16 protein-coding genes are annotated in these 14,699 nt (G+C 71.9%); 10 read left to right on the forward strand and 6 right to left on the reverse strand.

The features are described 5' to 3' along the window. Window positions 1–257: 257 nt before the first annotated feature. Window positions 258–1,727, forward strand: coding sequence for a wax ester/triacylglycerol synthase family O-acyltransferase (locus tag VGD85_RS05735; protein WP_331062482.1), 1,470 nt, complete (start codon window positions 258–260; stop codon window positions 1,725–1,727). Here the strand turns inward: VGD85_RS05735 and VGD85_RS05740 are convergent. Then, window positions 1,678–2,601, reverse strand: a complete 924-nt coding sequence (locus VGD85_RS05740) for an alpha/beta fold hydrolase (protein ID WP_331062483.1) — start codon at window positions 2,599–2,601, stop codon at window positions 1,678–1,680. The genes VGD85_RS05735 and VGD85_RS05740 overlap by 50 nt on opposite strands. 86 nt (window positions 2,602–2,687) lie before the next feature. On the opposite strand from VGD85_RS05740, the gene VGD85_RS05745 reads away from it, so the two are divergent. From VGD85_RS05745 to VGD85_RS05765, 5 genes are read left to right on the forward strand one after another with little or no spacing between them, the layout of a single operon-like run. Then, the gene (locus VGD85_RS05745) at window positions 2,688–4,895 is read left to right on the forward strand and encodes an acyl-CoA dehydrogenase (protein ID WP_331062484.1); all 2,208 of its coding nucleotides are present in this window, start codon (window positions 2,688–2,690) and stop codon (window positions 4,893–4,895) included. Beyond that, on the forward strand, window positions 4,892–5,461 hold the full coding sequence (locus tag VGD85_RS05750; protein WP_331062485.1) for a hypothetical protein: 570 nt from the start codon (window positions 4,892–4,894) through the stop codon (window positions 5,459–5,461). Before VGD85_RS05745 ends, VGD85_RS05750 begins: the two co-directional genes overlap by 4 nt. Next, on the forward strand, window positions 5,458–5,850 hold the full coding sequence (locus VGD85_RS05755) for a Zn-ribbon domain-containing OB-fold protein (RefSeq protein ID WP_331062486.1): 393 nt from the start codon (window positions 5,458–5,460) through the stop codon (window positions 5,848–5,850). The genes VGD85_RS05750 and VGD85_RS05755 overlap by 4 nt, the downstream gene beginning before the upstream one ends. Further along, entirely contained in the window at window positions 5,847–6,227 is a 381-nt protein-coding gene (locus VGD85_RS05760) for a MaoC family dehydratase (RefSeq protein ID WP_331062487.1), read from the forward strand. The genes VGD85_RS05755 and VGD85_RS05760 overlap by 4 nt, the downstream gene beginning before the upstream one ends. Beyond that, on the forward strand, window positions 6,224–7,387 hold the full coding sequence (locus VGD85_RS05765; protein WP_331062488.1) for a lipid-transfer protein: 1,164 nt from the start codon (window positions 6,224–6,226) through the stop codon (window positions 7,385–7,387). Before VGD85_RS05760 ends, VGD85_RS05765 begins: the two co-directional genes overlap by 4 nt. A gap of 16 nt (window positions 7,388–7,403) precedes the next feature. On the opposite strand, the gene VGD85_RS05770 is transcribed toward VGD85_RS05765, so the two are convergent. From VGD85_RS05770 to VGD85_RS05790, 5 genes are read right to left on the reverse strand one after another with little or no spacing between them, the layout of a single operon-like run. Further along, a complete protein-coding gene (locus tag VGD85_RS05770) occupies window positions 7,404–7,859 on the reverse strand; it encodes a VOC family protein (RefSeq protein WP_331062489.1) in 456 nt (151 codons plus the stop codon). Window positions 7,860–7,869: 10 nt separating this feature from the next. Then, entirely contained in the window at window positions 7,870–8,304 is a 435-nt protein-coding gene (locus tag VGD85_RS05775; RefSeq protein ID WP_331062490.1) for an AraC family transcriptional regulator, read from the reverse strand. Then, on the reverse strand, window positions 8,295–9,050 hold the full coding sequence (locus VGD85_RS05780; RefSeq protein ID WP_331062491.1) for a dienelactone hydrolase family protein: 756 nt from the start codon (window positions 9,048–9,050) through the stop codon (window positions 8,295–8,297). The genes VGD85_RS05775 and VGD85_RS05780 overlap by 10 nt, the downstream gene beginning before the upstream one ends. Window positions 9,051–9,078: 28 nt before the next feature. Next, window positions 9,079–9,885 carry a polyphosphate kinase 2 gene (gene ppk2 / locus VGD85_RS05785; protein WP_331062492.1) on the reverse strand — a complete coding sequence of 269 codons (807 nt, stop codon included), beginning with the start codon at window positions 9,883–9,885 and terminating at the stop codon, window positions 9,079–9,081. Between the two features lie 44 nt (window positions 9,886–9,929). Continuing rightward, window positions 9,930–10,403 (reverse strand): LLM class flavin-dependent oxidoreductase, encoded by a 474-nt coding sequence (locus VGD85_RS05790; RefSeq protein ID WP_331062493.1) that lies wholly within the window; start codon window positions 10,401–10,403, stop codon window positions 9,930–9,932. Between the two features lie 170 nt (window positions 10,404–10,573). Between VGD85_RS05790 and VGD85_RS05795 the strand changes: the two genes are divergently transcribed. The 4 genes from VGD85_RS05795 (at window position 10,574) to VGD85_RS05810 (ending at window position 14,660) form a co-directional block, all read left to right on the forward strand. After that, complete coding sequence (locus VGD85_RS05795) at window positions 10,574–11,086, forward strand: hypothetical protein (RefSeq protein ID WP_331062494.1); 513 nt, start codon at window positions 10,574–10,576, stop codon at window positions 11,084–11,086. A gap of 10 nt (window positions 11,087–11,096) precedes the next feature. After that, window positions 11,097–12,296 carry a DUF480 domain-containing protein gene (locus VGD85_RS05800; RefSeq protein ID WP_331062495.1) on the forward strand — a complete coding sequence of 400 codons (1,200 nt, stop codon included), beginning with the start codon at window positions 11,097–11,099 and terminating at the stop codon, window positions 12,294–12,296. A 156-nt stretch (window positions 12,297–12,452) separates the two neighbouring features. Further along, complete coding sequence (locus tag VGD85_RS05805) at window positions 12,453–14,276, forward strand: glycerophosphodiester phosphodiesterase family protein (protein ID WP_331062496.1); 1,824 nt, start codon at window positions 12,453–12,455, stop codon at window positions 14,274–14,276. Between the two features lie 36 nt (window positions 14,277–14,312). Then, the gene (locus VGD85_RS05810) at window positions 14,313–14,660 is read left to right on the forward strand and encodes a RidA family protein (RefSeq protein WP_331062497.1); all 348 of its coding nucleotides are present in this window, start codon (window positions 14,313–14,315) and stop codon (window positions 14,658–14,660) included. Window positions 14,661–14,699 lie beyond the last annotated feature (39 nt).

A 14,699-nucleotide genomic window follows, 5' to 3' on the forward strand; every position in this document is an offset into this window, starting at 1 on the left:
GTGCGGGGCGAGCTCGGAGGTCAGCCAGCCGGCCGCGAACGCGGGGATGCCGGCCCGGAACCCCGGCACCGGCCGGATCGCGTTCGCGGTGAGAGCGGCGGTCACGACCTGGCGGCGGAGGAACGACATACGACAAATGTAGAACCTGTTGTCGCGGGCCCCGTCGACCGGTGAGCGGGTGACGTCCGTCACCCGTGCCGCGTACGGTGAGTGCCTCGTTAGTGGCGAGAACCGGTTCTACGCACGCTGGAGGGGACATGGAGCGACTGTCGGGCCTCGACGCGAGCTTCCTGTACCTCGAGACCCCGGCCCAGCTGATGCACGTGTGCGGCGTGATCGTGCTCGACCCGACGACCATGCCCGGCGGCTACACGTTCGAGGCGCTGCGCGACCACATCGACGCCGGCGTGCGCGACGTCGCGGCGTTCACCCGCAAGCTGCGCAAGGTGCCGATGGGGCTGGACCACCCGATCTGGGTGCACGACCGCCACTTCGCGATCGACCGGCACGTGCACCGACTCGCGCTGCCGGCCCCCGGCGGCTACGCGGAGCTCACCGAGCTGACCGGCCACCTCGCCGGCCTGCCGCTGGACCGCTCGCGGCCGCTGTGGGAGATGTGGGTGATCGAGGGCTACCGCACCGAGGAGGGGCGCGACGGGGTCGTGGTGTTCTCGAAGATGCACCACGCGACCGTCGACGGCGTCTCCGGGTCGAACCTGATCTCGCACCTGTGCAGCCTCGAGCCCGACGAAGCACCGATGGCACCCCAGGAGCCCGAGCGCCACGGGCACGAGCCCGGCCAGGCGGAGCTGCTCGGCCGCGCGGTGGTGAGCAACCTGGCGCGCCCGCTCAACGCCGTACGTCTCGTCGGGCCGTCGGTGCAGCTGATCACCAAGACGATCGGCCGGGCCCGGGAGGGCACCGCGATGGCCGCGCCGTTCTCCGCCCCGCGGACCTCGTTCAACGGCACGATCACCGGTCATCGGGCCATCGGGCTGGCCGACATGGACCTCGAGGACATCCGGCAGGTCAAGAACGCGACCGGCACCACCGTCAACGACGTCGTGCTCACGGTCGCCGGCGGTGCACTGCGCTCCTACCTCGACGACCGCGGCGAGCTGCCGTCGACCTCGCTGCTCGCGACCGTCCCGGTGTCGGTGCGTGAGCAGTCGCGGCACGCCACCGGCGCCAACAAGGTCTCCGCGCTGTTCGCCAAGCTCGGCACCGACACCGAGGACCCCCTCGAGCGGCTGGGCGACCTGGCCGAGCGCAACCGGCACGCGAAGGACCACCACTCCGCGATCAGCGCGGACGCCCTCCAGGACTGGGCCGAGTTCGCCGCGCCGCGCACGTTCGGCCTGGCGATGCGCGCGTACGCCGGCCTGCGGCTGCCCGAGCGGCACCCGGTCGTGCACAACCTGGTGATCTCCAACGTCCCCGGGCCTCCGGTGCCGCTGTACTTCATGGGCGCGCAGATCCTCGCGCTCTACCCGCTGGGTCCGGTGTTCCACGGGGCCGGGTTGAACGTCACCGTGATGTCCAACAACGGCCGGATGCACGTCGGGGTGATCGCGTGCCGCGAGTCGATGCGCGACGTCGACGACCTGGTGCGCCGGTTCCCGGCCGAGCTGGCCGCCCTGAAGGCGGCGGTCGTGTCCGCCCAGGACCCGGCTCCGGTCAAGCGGTCCCGGAAGCGCGCCGCCGGGAGTCGCGCCGGCGCGCGTTGACGGTGTCGACGGCCTCGAGCAGGGCCGGCACGAACCGCTCCGACTCGAGCACGCACGCGGCGTGACCGGCGTCGATGTCGTGGACGGTCGCGCCCGGGATGCGGCGCGCGAGCGCGATCTGGTTGTCGGCGGGCAGCACCTTGTCGCGCAGCGTGACCACGACCGCGGTGGGCACGTCGATGCGGCCCAACCAGGGCCGTGAGTGGTGCCGGCCCAGGGCGGCGACCGCCTGGCCCACCGCCCACGGACTGGTCTTGCGGAACTCGCTGAGCACCCAGTCGTGCATGTCGGCGGGATCGAGGTCGAGCACCCGGGCCGCCTGCCGCGACGCCCGCGTCGCCGTGCGCGACCGCGAGACCCCGCGGGCTCCGGCCATCGCGATCTCCAGCGACTGGTGGAAGAGCCGCTCCGCGACCGTCGAGCGGAACCGGTCGGTGGTCGCGCACAGCACCAGCCCGTCGATCTTGTCCGGGTGCTGGCGCCAGACGCGCTGGGCGATGATCGAGCCCATCGAGAACCCCGCCACGATCACGTCGCGCAGGTCGAGCTCGTCGATGAGCGCCGCGACGTCGTCGGCGCAGTCGTGGATCGAGAACTCCGGCGACTGGATCCCGAGCCCGTGCCAGCGCTGGTCCATCGTGACCACGCGGTAGCGCCGCGACAGCGGCTCGATGGAGGGGAACCACGTCATCACGCCGGTGCACCCGACCGCGTGCAGCAGCACGATCGTCGGGGAGTCGGGGCGCGGACCGGGGGTGTCGGTGACGTACGTCGAGCCGCGTCCGGGCAGGTCGACCATCGTGCCCACGGGGAGGCGGGCGCGGGGGACGTAGTAGCGACGGCGCACGAACGCGCCGGGTGAGAGCGGGTGCACGCGCGACCTCCCTCTCGACGGCGTAACCCTTCTAGAGTAGAACAGGTTACAGTTTCGCTCGTCAGGTACCCCAGGACCGGCAGGAGATGCGCGTGGGTCAGGACGGTTACACGGAGGTGGACACCGAGGCGCTCGACGCCGTTCGCTCGGTCGTCACCGAGGCGCTCGACCGCGCCGGAGAGGACCCCGAGGCGGCCTGGCAGGCGCTCGGCTCGTCGGGGCTTCTCGCGCTCGCCGTCCCCGAGGAGCAGGGTGGCGAGGGGCTCGGCCTCGACGCGGTCGCCGTGCTGCTGCGCGAGACCGGCGCCCGGGCGGTGCAGCTGCCCGTCTGGGAGACGCTGTGCTGCGGGGCGCTGACGCTGTCCGCAGCCGGCTCGGCCGAGCAGCGCCAGGTTCTGCTGACCGGCGTGGCGGCGGGGGAGAAGCTGCTGACCCCGGCGCTGCGCGAGATCGGGGCCGGCATCCCGGAGCGGCCGTGCACGACGTACGCCGACGGCAAGGTCTCGGGACGCAAGATCGGGGTGACGTACGCCGACCGGGCGGCGCGCCTGCTCGTGAGCGTGACCGCCGACGGGCGTCCGGCCGTGGCGCTGGTCGACCCGCAGGGCCCCGGCGTCCAGCTGCTCGAGTCGCCGACGTCGATGCGCACCTCCCAGCACACGGTCGTCCTCGACGGCGCCCCCGCCGAGCTGCTCGAGGGTGAGAACGCCGCCCGCACGCTGCGCGACCTCGCCATCGCCGGCCTCTGCCTGACCGCGGCCGGGGTCGTCGCCGGGGCCCGCGACCTGACCGCGGCGTACATCAAGGGACGCACGCAGTTCGGCCGCTCGCTCGCCGAGTTCCAGGCCGTCGCGATGCAGGCCGCGGACGTCTACATCTCCTCGCGCACGCTCGACCTCGCGGCCGCGAACGCAGCCTGGCGGATCGGCGCCGGCCTCGATGTGGCCGACGACCTGGCGGTCGCGGCGTACTGGGTCTGCCGCGAGGCGCCCGCGGCCATGCGCACCTGCCACCACCTGCACGGCGGCATGGGCGTCGACGTGACCTACCCGATGCACCGCTACTTCTCCTGGGTCACCGACCTCGCGCACGCCCTTGGCGCCCGGCCCGAGGACGTCACGATCGAGGACCCGACGACCAAGAACCTCGAGCTCAGCACCGCCCAGCGCGCGCTCAAGGCCGAGCTGCGGGAGTACTTCACCGGCCTCGCGGGCCGCGAGGAGCACGACGAGATGGGCATCGATCGCCACGGCGAGACCTATCAGCGGGTGATCCGCCGGATGGGGGAGGACGGCTGGATGGGCGTCGGCTGGCCGCAGGAGTATGGCGGGCACGGGCTCGGCGAGATCGAGCAGACGATCTTCGCCAACGAGGCGCAGCGTGCCGACGTGCACCTGCCGGCGGTGACGCTGCAGACCGTCGGGCCGACGCTGATCCGGTACGGCACGCCCAAGCAGAAGGAGATGTTCCTCGGCCGGATCCTCAAGGGCGACGTGCACTTCGCGATCGGCTACAGCGAGCCCGACGCCGGCACCGACCTGGCCTCACTGCGCACCACCGCCCGCCGCGACGGCGATCACTACATCGTCAACGGCCAGAAGCTGTGGACCACCGGCGGGCACCAGGCCGACTACATCTGGCTGGCCTGTCGCACCGACCCCGATGCGCCCAAGCACAAGGGCATCTCGATCCTCATCGTCGACACCCGCGACCCCGGCTACTCCTGGACGCCGATCATCACCGCCGACGGGTCGCACCACGTCAACGCGACGTACTTCAACGACGTGCGGGTGCCGGTCGACATGCTCGTCGGCGAGGAGAACCAGGGGTGGAAGCTGATCACCACCCAGCTCAACCACGAGCGCGTGATGCTCGGCCCGGCCGGACGCCTCGAGGGCCTGCGCGACCGGGTCGCGGAGTGGGCGACCAAGGCGGGCGTCGTCGACCGGCCCGACGTGCGCCGCACGATGGGCGAGGTGACCGCGGTGTTCCGCGTCAACGAGCTGCTCAACTGGGAGGTCGCCCGAGCCGCCGCCGAGGGTGAGATCTCGGTGGGCGACGCGTCGTCGTCGAAGGTGTTCGCCGCCGACGAGGTGCAGCACCTCGCGGCCGACCTGGTCGACATCGTGCACCGGTACGGCGACCCGTCGGACGAGGAGACGGCGTACCTCATGCGCTATCTCGACGCGCAGGCCAAGCGCAACCTGGTCCTCACGTTCGGCGGGGGCGTGCAGGAGGTGCAGCGCGAGCTGATCGCGATGTTCGGGCTCGGACTGCCCCGGGTGCCTCGATGAGCGCCGATCTCGGTGGTCGAGTAGCGCCCGCGAGGGACGAGCGGGCGCGTATCGAGACCCATGAGCGGATCATGGCGGAGGCCGAGCGGATCAAGGCGCTCGGCGAGGCCTCGGAGTCGGTGGCGCCGTACCCCGTCAACCAGGCCACGATCGGCACCTGGCTGGACGCGATGGGCTATGACAACCCGCGCTTCCGGTCCGGCGAGGCGCCACCGTCGATGGCTCAGGTGTGGACGATGCCGGGGCTGGGGCGCAAGCGGCCACCGGAGGACCCACTGACCCGGATGACGCAGTTCCTCACCGACGAGGGCTACACCGCGGTGCTCGGCACCAACTGCGAGCAGACCTACGAGCGCTACCTGCGCGTCGACGAGCACCCGCGGGTCACCAGCGCGCTCGACTCCGTGGTCGGCCCGAAGAACACCGCGATGGGCGAGGGCTACTTCGTGACCTCGCGCAACACCTGGTACGTCGACCTTCCCGATGGGCAGAGCGAGGTCGTGGCCACCATGCTGTTCCGGGTGCTGAAGTTCATCCCGCGCCAGAAGGACGGGGAGAGCTCATGACGATCACCCGCCCGATGATCGGGCGCGACTCACGGTTCTTCTGGGACGGCACGGCGATCGGCGAGCTGCGCATCCAGCGGTGCAACGCCTGCGGCGTGCTGCGGTTCCCACCCGGACCGGCCTGCCCGACCTGCGGTGCCCTCGATCGCGGCCACGTCGTCGCGGCGGGCACCGGCACCGTGTTCTCCTACGTCGTGCACCGGCACCCGCCCGTGCCGGGCAAGGAGCTGCCGATCGTGATCGCGCTGATCGACCTCGACGAGGGCGTGCGGATGGTCGGCGAGGTCGTGGACGTCGACCCGGAGGAGATCGAGATCGGGATGCGGCTGCGCGTGGACTTCAACCGCATCGACGACGAGCTGACCCTGCCGGTCTGGAGGCGAGCGTGAACGTTGGAGACCGGCTCCCGGACTGGAGCCTGCCGTTGACCCCGACCACGATCGTCAGCACCGCGATCGCCACCCGGGACTGGCAGGACGTCCACCACGACCGCGACGTCGCCCAGGCGGCGGGGTCGAAGGACATCTTCATGAACATCCTCACCAGCAACGGCCTGGTGGAGCGTTACGTCGTCGACGCGCTCGGGCACGACACGGAGCTCAAGGGCATCGCGATCCGGCTCGGCGCCCCGGCGTACCCCTACGACACGCTGACGTTCCGCGGCGAGGTGCAGTCGGTCGAGGACGGCATCGCGACCATCGAGGTCGTGGGCTCGGTGTCGCTCGGCGACCACGTCACCGGCACGGTGAAGGTCGTGGCGTCATGAGTCTTTCCGGCAGGGCCGCGATCGCCGGCATCGGCGCGACCGAGTTCTCCAAGGAGTCGGGCCGCTCCGAGCTGCAGCTCTCGGTCGAGGCGGTCCAGCACGCCCTCGCCGACTGCGGGCTGACGCCGGCCGATGTCGACGGGCTGACGACGTTCACGATGGACACCTCCTCCGAGATCGCCGTCGCGCGCGAGCTCGGGATCCCGGAGCTGCGGTTCTTCAGTCGCATCAACTACGGCGGCGGCGCTGCGTGCGCGACCGTCCAGCAGGCGGCGATGGCGGTCGCGACCGGTGTCGCGGACGTCGTGGTCTGCTACCGCGGGTTCAACGAGCGTTCCGAGAGCCGCTTCGGGCAGTTCTCGGTCGCGGCCGCGACACAGGTCAACACCAACGGCCTCGACAACGCCTGGACCTACCCGATGGGCCTCGGCACGCCGGCGGCGACCGTGGCCATGCAGGCGCGCCGCTACCTGCACGAGTACGGCGCTACCTCCGAGGACTTCGGCCGGGTGGCGGTCGCCGACCGGCGGCACGCCGCCACCAACCCCAACGCGTTCTTCTACGGCAGGCCGATCACGCTGGAGGACCACCAGGCCTCGCGGATGATCGTCGACCCGCTGCACCTGCTCGACTGCTGCCAGGAGTCCGACGGCGCGGTCGCGCTCGTCGTCACCTCGGCCGAGCGGGCGCGCGACCTGGCGCAGCAGCCGGCGTACATCACGGCGGCCGCGCAGGGCAGTGGTGCCGACCAGTTCGTGATGACGTCGTACTACCGCGACGACATCGGCATCCCCGAGATGGGCGTGGTCGGCCGCGAGCTGTGGCGCCAGTCGGGGCTGGGTCCCGACGACATGCGGATGGGCATCCTCTACGACCACTTCACGCCGTACGTGCTCATGCAGCTCGAGGAGCTCGGCTTCTGCGGCAGGGGAGAGGCGCCCGGGTTCATCGCCGACGGCGCGATCGAGGTCGACGGGAAGTTCCCGCTCAACACCCACGGCGGCCAGCTCGGCGAGGCCTACATCCACGGGATGAACGGCATCGCCGAGGCCGTCCGTCAGATCCGCGGCACCTCGGTCAACCCCGTCGACGGCGTCGACCACCTCGTCGTCACCGCCGGCACCGGCGTCCCCACCAGCGGGTTGGTCCTCTCCGCCTGACCGCAGAACCAGCGGCTCAGGCGTTCTCGTAGGCGTCCTTGACCTCGGCCGGGGACGCGGCGTTGGGCTGGGAGATGCGGACCTGGTTGCCGAACGGGTCGCGGATGCCGAAGTCGGTGCCGTAGGGCTGCTCGACGGGCTCCTGGGTGATCTCGACGCCGGCGGCGGAGAGCGCGGCGTACGTCGCGTGCACGTCGTCGCTGAGCAGGAAGAGCCCGCCGAGCGCGCCCTTGGTGACCAGCTCGCGCACTTGGGCGGCCGTGACCTCGTCGTGCTGCGGGCCGCCGACCAGCTCCAGCAGGACCGAGGTGTCCTGGCCGGGGATGCCGACGGTGAGCCACCGCATGAAGCCCAGGTCGATGTCGTCGCGGACCTCGAACCCGAGGTGGGAGGTGTAGAAGGCGAGGGCCTCGTCCTGGTCGAGGACCGGGACGGAGCGGATGTGGAGGCTGGTGATGTGGTTGTTGGTCATGACGAGGACGCTAGGGGCCCGAAGCCGGCGTCCGCTTCTCCGAAACGACTGTCTCTCGCGGGCGGGTCCAGGTCGCGATGAAGCACGACGGCACCGCGACCGGCGCGTGCCGGGCGCGGAACTGGGTCGGTGAGTGACCGACGATCCTGCTGAAGGTGGCGCTGAACGTGCCGAGGCTGGCGAAGCCTGTGTCCCACGCGATGTCGGTGATGGGACGGTCGGTCTGACGCAACAGCGTCATCGCCCGCTCGATCCGACGGCGCTGGAGGTAGCGGTGGGGCGTCTCGCCGTACACCTGCTTGAAGACCCGCCCGAACTGCGAGGCCGAGAGGTGGGCGATGGCTGCCAGCGTGGGGATGTCGAGCGGCTCGGCGTAGCGGCGGTCCATCTCGTCGCGCGCCCGCAGCATGCGGCGGTTGACCTCCTCGCGCCGGCTCAGCTCCACGGTCGCCGAGCCTGGTCGGCCCCCAGCTTGTCGCCGAAGAACGCCAGCACCCGGTCGACGGCCTCCTCGGAGCGGTGCTCGGTGAGCGTGGAATGGCCCTTGCCGTCGAGGTCGACGCGGAGGAAGGCGTCGCCGAGCGCGCGGGTGAGCGTCTCGAAGCGGGTGCCGACCGCGCGGTCGCCGGCGTACCGCAGACCGAGCACCGCGCAGCCACCGGCCGCCCGCTCCTTGACGGCGGCGAGGTCGGCGGAGGAGAGGTTGAGGTCGGCGGCTCGTGCCTTGCCGACGGCGAACGGCAGCGAGGGCTGGGCGAGCACCGGCGCGGCGACGGCGGGGTCGACCATCATCGCGAGCGCGAACCCGCCGGTGAAGCACATGCCGAGCGCGCCGACACCGGGTCCGCCGAGCTCCTCGTGCAGAGACCGCGCGAGGCTGCGCAGCCAGACCGCGATCGGCGAGGTCCGGCCGGTCGCCATCGTCGTGAACTCCTTGCTCACGCACAGCTTCGGCAGCACCTTCGCGATCGCGCCGGCGCTCAGCGGTGCCTCCGGCGTGCCGAACAGGTGCGGCAGAACGACGGTGTAGCCGGCCGCGACCAGTTCCTCGGCGTACCCGATCACCTTCGGCGTGAGGCCGGGGATCTCGTGGAGGACGATGACGCCGGGACCGGTGCCCTTGCGGTACGTCGGGTGGGTGGTCCCGCCGGCCGTGTGCTCGCCGCGCGTCCAGCTGTCGAGGAGGCTCATGCGGGCGAGTATCCCCGCAGTGCGCCGCTCAGGACAGCAGCGTGTCCACGTGGTCGGGGACGTAGGTGGTGTGCTCCCGCGGCGGGCGCACGTAGCCGGTCGACGCCGGCCGCTCGGGCACCTCGATCGGCGGCAGCGGCACGTCGTGGTAGTCCAGCGTGGTGAGCAGGTGAGCCATCATGTTCAGCCGCGCCTCCTTCTTGACGTCCCCCTCCACGACGTACCACGGCGCCTCGGGGATGTCGGTGTGCACCATCATGTCGTCCTTGGCGCGGGAGTAGTCCTCCCAGCGGGTGATCGACTCCAGGTCCATGGTGGACAGCTTCCAGCGGCGCATCGGGTCGTCGACGCGGCTGCGGAAGCGCCGGTGCTGCTCCTCGTCGCTGACCGAGAACCAGTACTTGCGCAGCAGGATCCCGTCCTCGACGAGCAGCCGCTCGAAGATCGGGCACTGATGCAGGAACCGCCGGTGCTCGGTCGGGGTGCAGAAGCCCATGACGTGCTCGACGCCCGCGCGGTTGTACCAGGACCGGTCGAAGAACACGATCTCGCCGGGGCTGGGCAGGTGCTCGACGTACCGCTGGAAGTACCACTGCCCGCGCTGCCGCTCGCTGGGCGCCGGCAGCGCGGCGATCCGCGCGACGCGGGGGTTCAGGTACTGCGTGATGCGCTTGATCGCACCGCCCTTGCCGGCGGCGTCGCGCCCCTCGAAGATCACGACCAGCCGCTTGCCCTCGGCGCGCACCCACTCCTGGACCTTGACCATCTCGGCCTGCAGCCGGAACAGCTCGGCCTCGTACTGCTCGTCGCTCAGCCGCCTCTTCGCCTTCGCCATGTTCCGCACACTAACCACGGGCCGCCGGCGGTGGGCGAGAGGCGTCAGGGACCGGCCTCGACCAGGGCGCGCACCCGCCCGAGGTCGAGGTCGAAGGGGCCGACCCGGGTGAGCACCCACGTCGCCCCGGAGTCCAGCCAGGGCGCGGGGTCCTGGTCGGGCTGCAGGTCGACGACGACGTCGAATCCGGGCCCAGGCTCGTGCTGCGCGAGGTCGTCGAGGACGGTGCCGACGTCGGTCGGCCCCCCGAGGCCGATGACGAAGAAACCGTCGTGGCGGGCCGCACGACGCAGTGGTACGGCGTTGCCGAAGCGACCACCCAGCCAGATAGGGACCGGTGGTGCCGGCAGGTAGCGGACGCCGTGGGCCGCGTAGTGCTCGCCGTGGTGGTCGACCGGCTCGCCCGCCAAGAGCCCGGTGACGACCTCGAGTCCCTCGTCGAGCATCCGGCCGCGCCGGCGCGGGTCGGTTTCGTCGCCGAACGCGCTGAACTCGCCGACCCAGTCGATCCGCTGCACGCGGTCGCCGTACTGGAGGTGGTCCCACAGGAAGAAGCCCTCCCAGCCCGCCGACTCGGCGGCGGCCGCGAGGTCGCCGACGACCGCGGGGTCCGCGAGCGCGTCGAAGGGGGGCGACGAAGAGACCGCGGCGGGCCCGCTGCTGTGTCATGCCAGGGAGTATGGACCGCATGCCGAAGCTGCACGCGCTCGAGCTGGTCCCCGACGACGACGGCGTGGAGGCGGTACGCCGGGACTGGCGGCGACTGCGCGACGCCGGCCTGCCCAGCCAGCTCGACCACCCGGGCCGGACGAACTCGCCGCACCTGACGGTCGTGTCGGCGCCGGCACTGCCGGAGGAGGCGATCGACGTCGCCCGGGTGCGCCTCGGCTCCCTGCTGCCGGTGCGGGCACGCGCGGCCGGCCTGCTGCTGCTCGGTGGGGACCGCCTGACGATCGCGCGGGCCGTCGACATCGACGACGACGTCGTACGTCGCGCGCTGGCCGTGCGGGTGCAGGTGCCCGACCGGCAACACGTCGGCTGGTTGCCCCACATCACGCTCGCCCGCCGGGTCGACCGCGCCGACGCCCAGCGTGCCGTCGACGCGCTCGGCCACGACGACGTGGTGCTCACCCTCACCGAGCTGCGGCGCTGGGACCCGGACGCCGACCGGGTCACGACGATCGCCCAAGCCCGTCAGTAGGGTCGTCTTCATGGCCGACCTCCCCGAGCTCGACGCCGAGGAACAGCGCGTCCTGGGCAGCCTGCTGGAGAAGCAGCTCACGGTGCCGGACTCCTACCCGCTCACGCTGAACTCGCTGCGCACCGCCTGCAACCAGTCCAGCAGCCGCGACCCGGTCGTCGACTACGACGAGCACACCGTCGAGCAGGTCGGCCGCCGCCTCAAGGACCGTGGCCTGCTGCGCATCGTGTGGTCCGCCACCGGCCGCCGCACGCTGAAGTACCACCAGACCCTCGACGAGGTGCTCGGACTGGCCGACGACGAGCGGGCGCTGCTGACCGTCCTGCTGCTCCGGGGGGCCCAGGCGCCGGGCGAGCTCAGGACGCGCACCGAGCGGCTGCACCACTTCGCCGACCGGACCGACGTCGAGGAGACGCTCGCGCGGATGGCCGATCGCGGACTGGTGCGCGAGCTGCCACGTCGCGGCGGCGATCGCGACAACCGCTGGGCGCACCTGCTGGGCGGCGCGCCGGCCGACGCCGCACCCGCGCCGCCCGCACCCGCCGTCGACGTGCTCGCGGAGGGTGCCGATGCCCGGGACGCCCGGGTGCTCTCGGCGTACGACGCGGTGGCGGGCCGGTACGCCGAGACGCTGTTCAACGAGCTGACCGGGCTGCCGTTCGAGAGCTGGCTGCTGGACCGGGTCGCCGCACACGCCGCCGGGGGAGCCGTCGTCGAGGTCGGCTGCGGCCCCGGCCACGTCACGGCGTACCTCGCGGACGCGGGCGCCGACGCCACCGGGCTCGACCTGTCGCCGGAGATGATCGCCGAGGCCCGCCGCCGGTTCCCCGACGGGTCCTACGAGGTCGGCGACCTGCGCCGGCTGATGCGCCCGACGACCGCGCCGGGCTGGTCGGCCGTGCTCGCGTGGTACTCGCTGATCCACCTGGCTCCGGCCGAGCTCCCGGAGGCGGTCGAGGCGCTGGTGCGTCCCCTGGCCCCGGGCGGGTGGCTGGTCCTCGCCCTGCACGCCGGCACCGGAGTCCGCCACGTCGAGGAGTGGTTCGAGCAGCCGGTCGCCCTCGACTTCGTGCTGCACCGGCCCGACCAGGTCGTCTCGGTCCTCAACGCCGCCGGGCTGACGGACGTCGAGTGGTACCTCCGCGGTCCGCACGCGCAGCGGCAGGAGACGACCGAGCGCCTCTACGTCGTCGGGCGCGCCGGGGGTTGACCACGCACCTGACGTATCGGTCGTCGTCCTGCTGGCAACGCGACAGATGCGTCGGGTGCGTGCGGGAGCCGCGGTCGAGAAACGGACGCCCAGGCGTCGCTCCTCCGACAAGCGGCGTTCGCCCGGGCGGCGGTCGACGTCCGCAGGGTGAGGACCATGACATCTCGGACCCTCATCCCCGGCCTGGTGCTCGCGTGCGCCACGGCCGTGCTGGCACCGATCGCTCCGTTCGTTCCGATCGCGGCGCCGGCCCAGTCCTCCGCCCCCGAGCAGCAGACCTTCGACGTCCAGGCCCACCGCGGCGGCATCGGCCTCACGGTCGAGAGCACGCTCGCGTCGTTCGACAAGGCGCTCCGGGTCGGGGTCAGCACCCTCGAGCTCGACGTCCAGATCACCGAGGACGGCGAGGCCGTCGTCACCCACGACCGCAAGGTCAACGGGGCCAAGTGCCAGGACACCGCCCCCGCGACACCCGGCGACCCGGAGTACCCCTACGTCGGCAAGTACGTCAACACGCTGTCTCTCTCGCAAATCCGCACGCTCGACTGCGGGAGCCGTCCCCTTGCGCAGTTCCCCGGGCAGCAGACGTCGCCGGGCGCGCGGATGCCGCTGCTGAGCGAGGTCTTCGACCTGGTCCAGGCGTACGGCGCCGACGACGTGGCGCTCAACGTCGAGACCAAGGTCGAGGCCGGGGCGCCCAGTGAGACCGCGCCCCGTGAGCAGTTCGTCCAGGTCGTGGCCGCCGAGATCCGGGCCGCGGACATCGCGTCGCAGGTGACGATCCAGAGCTTCGACTGGGGCTCGCTGATGCGGATGAAGGAGGTCTATCCCGAGCTGCCGCTGGTCGCGCTCACGAACTACGACTTCCTCCAGGTCGACCAGCCCGGTCGCTCGCCGTGGCTGGGCGGCTTGGACATCGACGACTTCGACGACGACCTGGTCAAGGCGACGGCGTCGTTCGGGGTGTGGGCGATCTCGCGGGTGCACGGGTTCCCCCAGGACGGCAAGGTCTCCGACCCGGACTACCGCCCGTACGTCACCGAGCAGATGGTCCAGGAGGCGCACGAGCACGGACAGCGGGTCATCCCGTGGACGGTCGACGACCCGGCGACGATGGACAAGCTGATCGACGACGGAGTCGACGGTCTGATCACCGACTACCCCGACCGGCTGCGCCAGGTGCTCGCCGACCGCGGTCTCGCCGTGCCCGAGGCCCAGGTCCGTCCGGCGCAGGCGCGCCCGCTGGCTCAGGCGCACGCCCACAACGACTACGAGCACCCGCGACCGCTGCTGGACGCCCTCGACCAGGGCTTCACGAGCGTCGAGGCCGACGTCTGGCTGGTCGACGGCCGGCTCCTCGTCGCCCACGACCGCGACCAGGTCGTGCCTGGACGCACCCTCGAGCGCCTCTACCTCTCGCCGCTCGAGGCTCGGCGCCAGATGAACGGCGGCGCGGTCTACCCCGGCTGGGACGACGGCTTCCAGCTGCTGATCGACGTGAAGTCCGCGGCCGGGCCGACCTGGGCCGCGGTCCAGGAGGCGCTCGCCCGGCACCCGCGACTGATGAGCAGGTTCACGACCGACGACACCGAGCCCGGCGCCGTCACCGCGGTGATCAGCGGCAACCGCGACCGCGCCGCCATGCTCGCCACGCCGGTCCGGTACGCCGGGTACGACGGCCGGCTCACCGACCTGGAGACCGGATCGCCCGCCACGTTCATGCCGCTCGTGAGCGACAACTGGACCAACACCTTCAGCTGGACCGGTCGGGGCCGGATGCCGGCCATCGAGCGGGCCAAGCTCCGGTCGATCGTGGCGCGCGCCCACGCCCACGGCTACCGGGTGCGGTTCTGGGCGACCCCCGACGTCGCCGGTCCGGCACGCGCCGCGGTCTGGCGCGAGGAGCTGCGCGCCGGGGTCGACCACCTCAACACCGACGACCTGGTCGGACTCCGGCGGTTCCTCACCGGCCACCGGTGAGAGCTCGCTCGATCGGATGCTGGCTAGGTTGACCCCATGGCAGCCATCTTCGAGCAGGTCCGCGAGGCCGGCGGCTTCGTCTTCGTGTCCGGGCAGACGCCGTTGACGGGGTCCGGGGAGGTTCCGGACGACGCGGGGGAGCAGGCGACGGTCGTGATCGGGAAGATCGAGGGCCTCCTCGCCGAGGCGGGCCGAACCCTCGGGGACGTGGTCAAGGTGACCTACTTCCTGACCGACATCGCTGACCTGGCCGCGGTCCGGGCCGCGCTGGACGCGGCACTGCCGCACCCGCGTCCGGCCGCGAGCCTGGTCGAGGTGTCCGCGCTGGTCGACCCGAGGTTCCGGGTGGAGATCGAGGCGACGGCGTACCGGCCCTCGGCGTGACTAGGTGAAGTCGAGCACGACGTCGCCGAGGACGGGGGC

The sequence above is a fragment of the Nocardioides sp. genome, from assembly GCF_036401255.1.
GTDB lineage: Bacteria > Actinomycetota > Actinomycetes > Propionibacteriales > Nocardioidaceae > Nocardioides.

Bases quoted from the DNA above. Each gene is read 5' to 3' on its own strand.
- VGD85_RS05810 (WP_331062497.1), top strand. From the start codon at position 14,313: ATGGCAGCCATCTTCGAGCAGGTCCGCGAGGCCGGCGGCTTCGTCTTC.
- VGD85_RS05795 (WP_331062494.1), top strand. From the start codon at position 10,574: ATGCCGAAGCTGCACGCGCTCGAGCTGGTCCCCGACGACGACGGCGTG.
- ppk2 (WP_331062492.1), bottom strand. From the start codon at position 9,885: ATGGCGAAGGCGAAGAGGCGGCTGAGCGACGAGCAGTACGAGGCCGAG.
- VGD85_RS05750 (WP_331062485.1), top strand. From the start codon at position 4,892: ATGAGCGCCGATCTCGGTGGTCGAGTAGCGCCCGCGAGGGACGAGCGG.
- VGD85_RS05755 (WP_331062486.1), top strand. From the start codon at position 5,458: ATGACGATCACCCGCCCGATGATCGGGCGCGACTCACGGTTCTTCTGG.
- VGD85_RS05800 (WP_331062495.1), top strand. From the start codon at position 11,097: ATGGCCGACCTCCCCGAGCTCGACGCCGAGGAACAGCGCGTCCTGGGC.
- VGD85_RS05735 (WP_331062482.1), top strand. From the start codon at position 258: ATGGAGCGACTGTCGGGCCTCGACGCGAGCTTCCTGTACCTCGAGACC.
- VGD85_RS05805 (WP_331062496.1), top strand. From the start codon at position 12,453: ATGACATCTCGGACCCTCATCCCCGGCCTGGTGCTCGCGTGCGCCACG.
- VGD85_RS05765 (WP_331062488.1), top strand. From the start codon at position 6,224: ATGAGTCTTTCCGGCAGGGCCGCGATCGCCGGCATCGGCGCGACCGAG.
- VGD85_RS05770 (WP_331062489.1), bottom strand. From the start codon at position 7,859: ATGACCAACAACCACATCACCAGCCTCCACATCCGCTCCGTCCCGGTC.
- VGD85_RS05780 (WP_331062491.1), bottom strand. From the start codon at position 9,050: ATGAGCCTCCTCGACAGCTGGACGCGCGGCGAGCACACGGCCGGCGGG.
- VGD85_RS05745 (WP_331062484.1), top strand. From the start codon at position 2,688: ATGCGCGTGGGTCAGGACGGTTACACGGAGGTGGACACCGAGGCGCTC.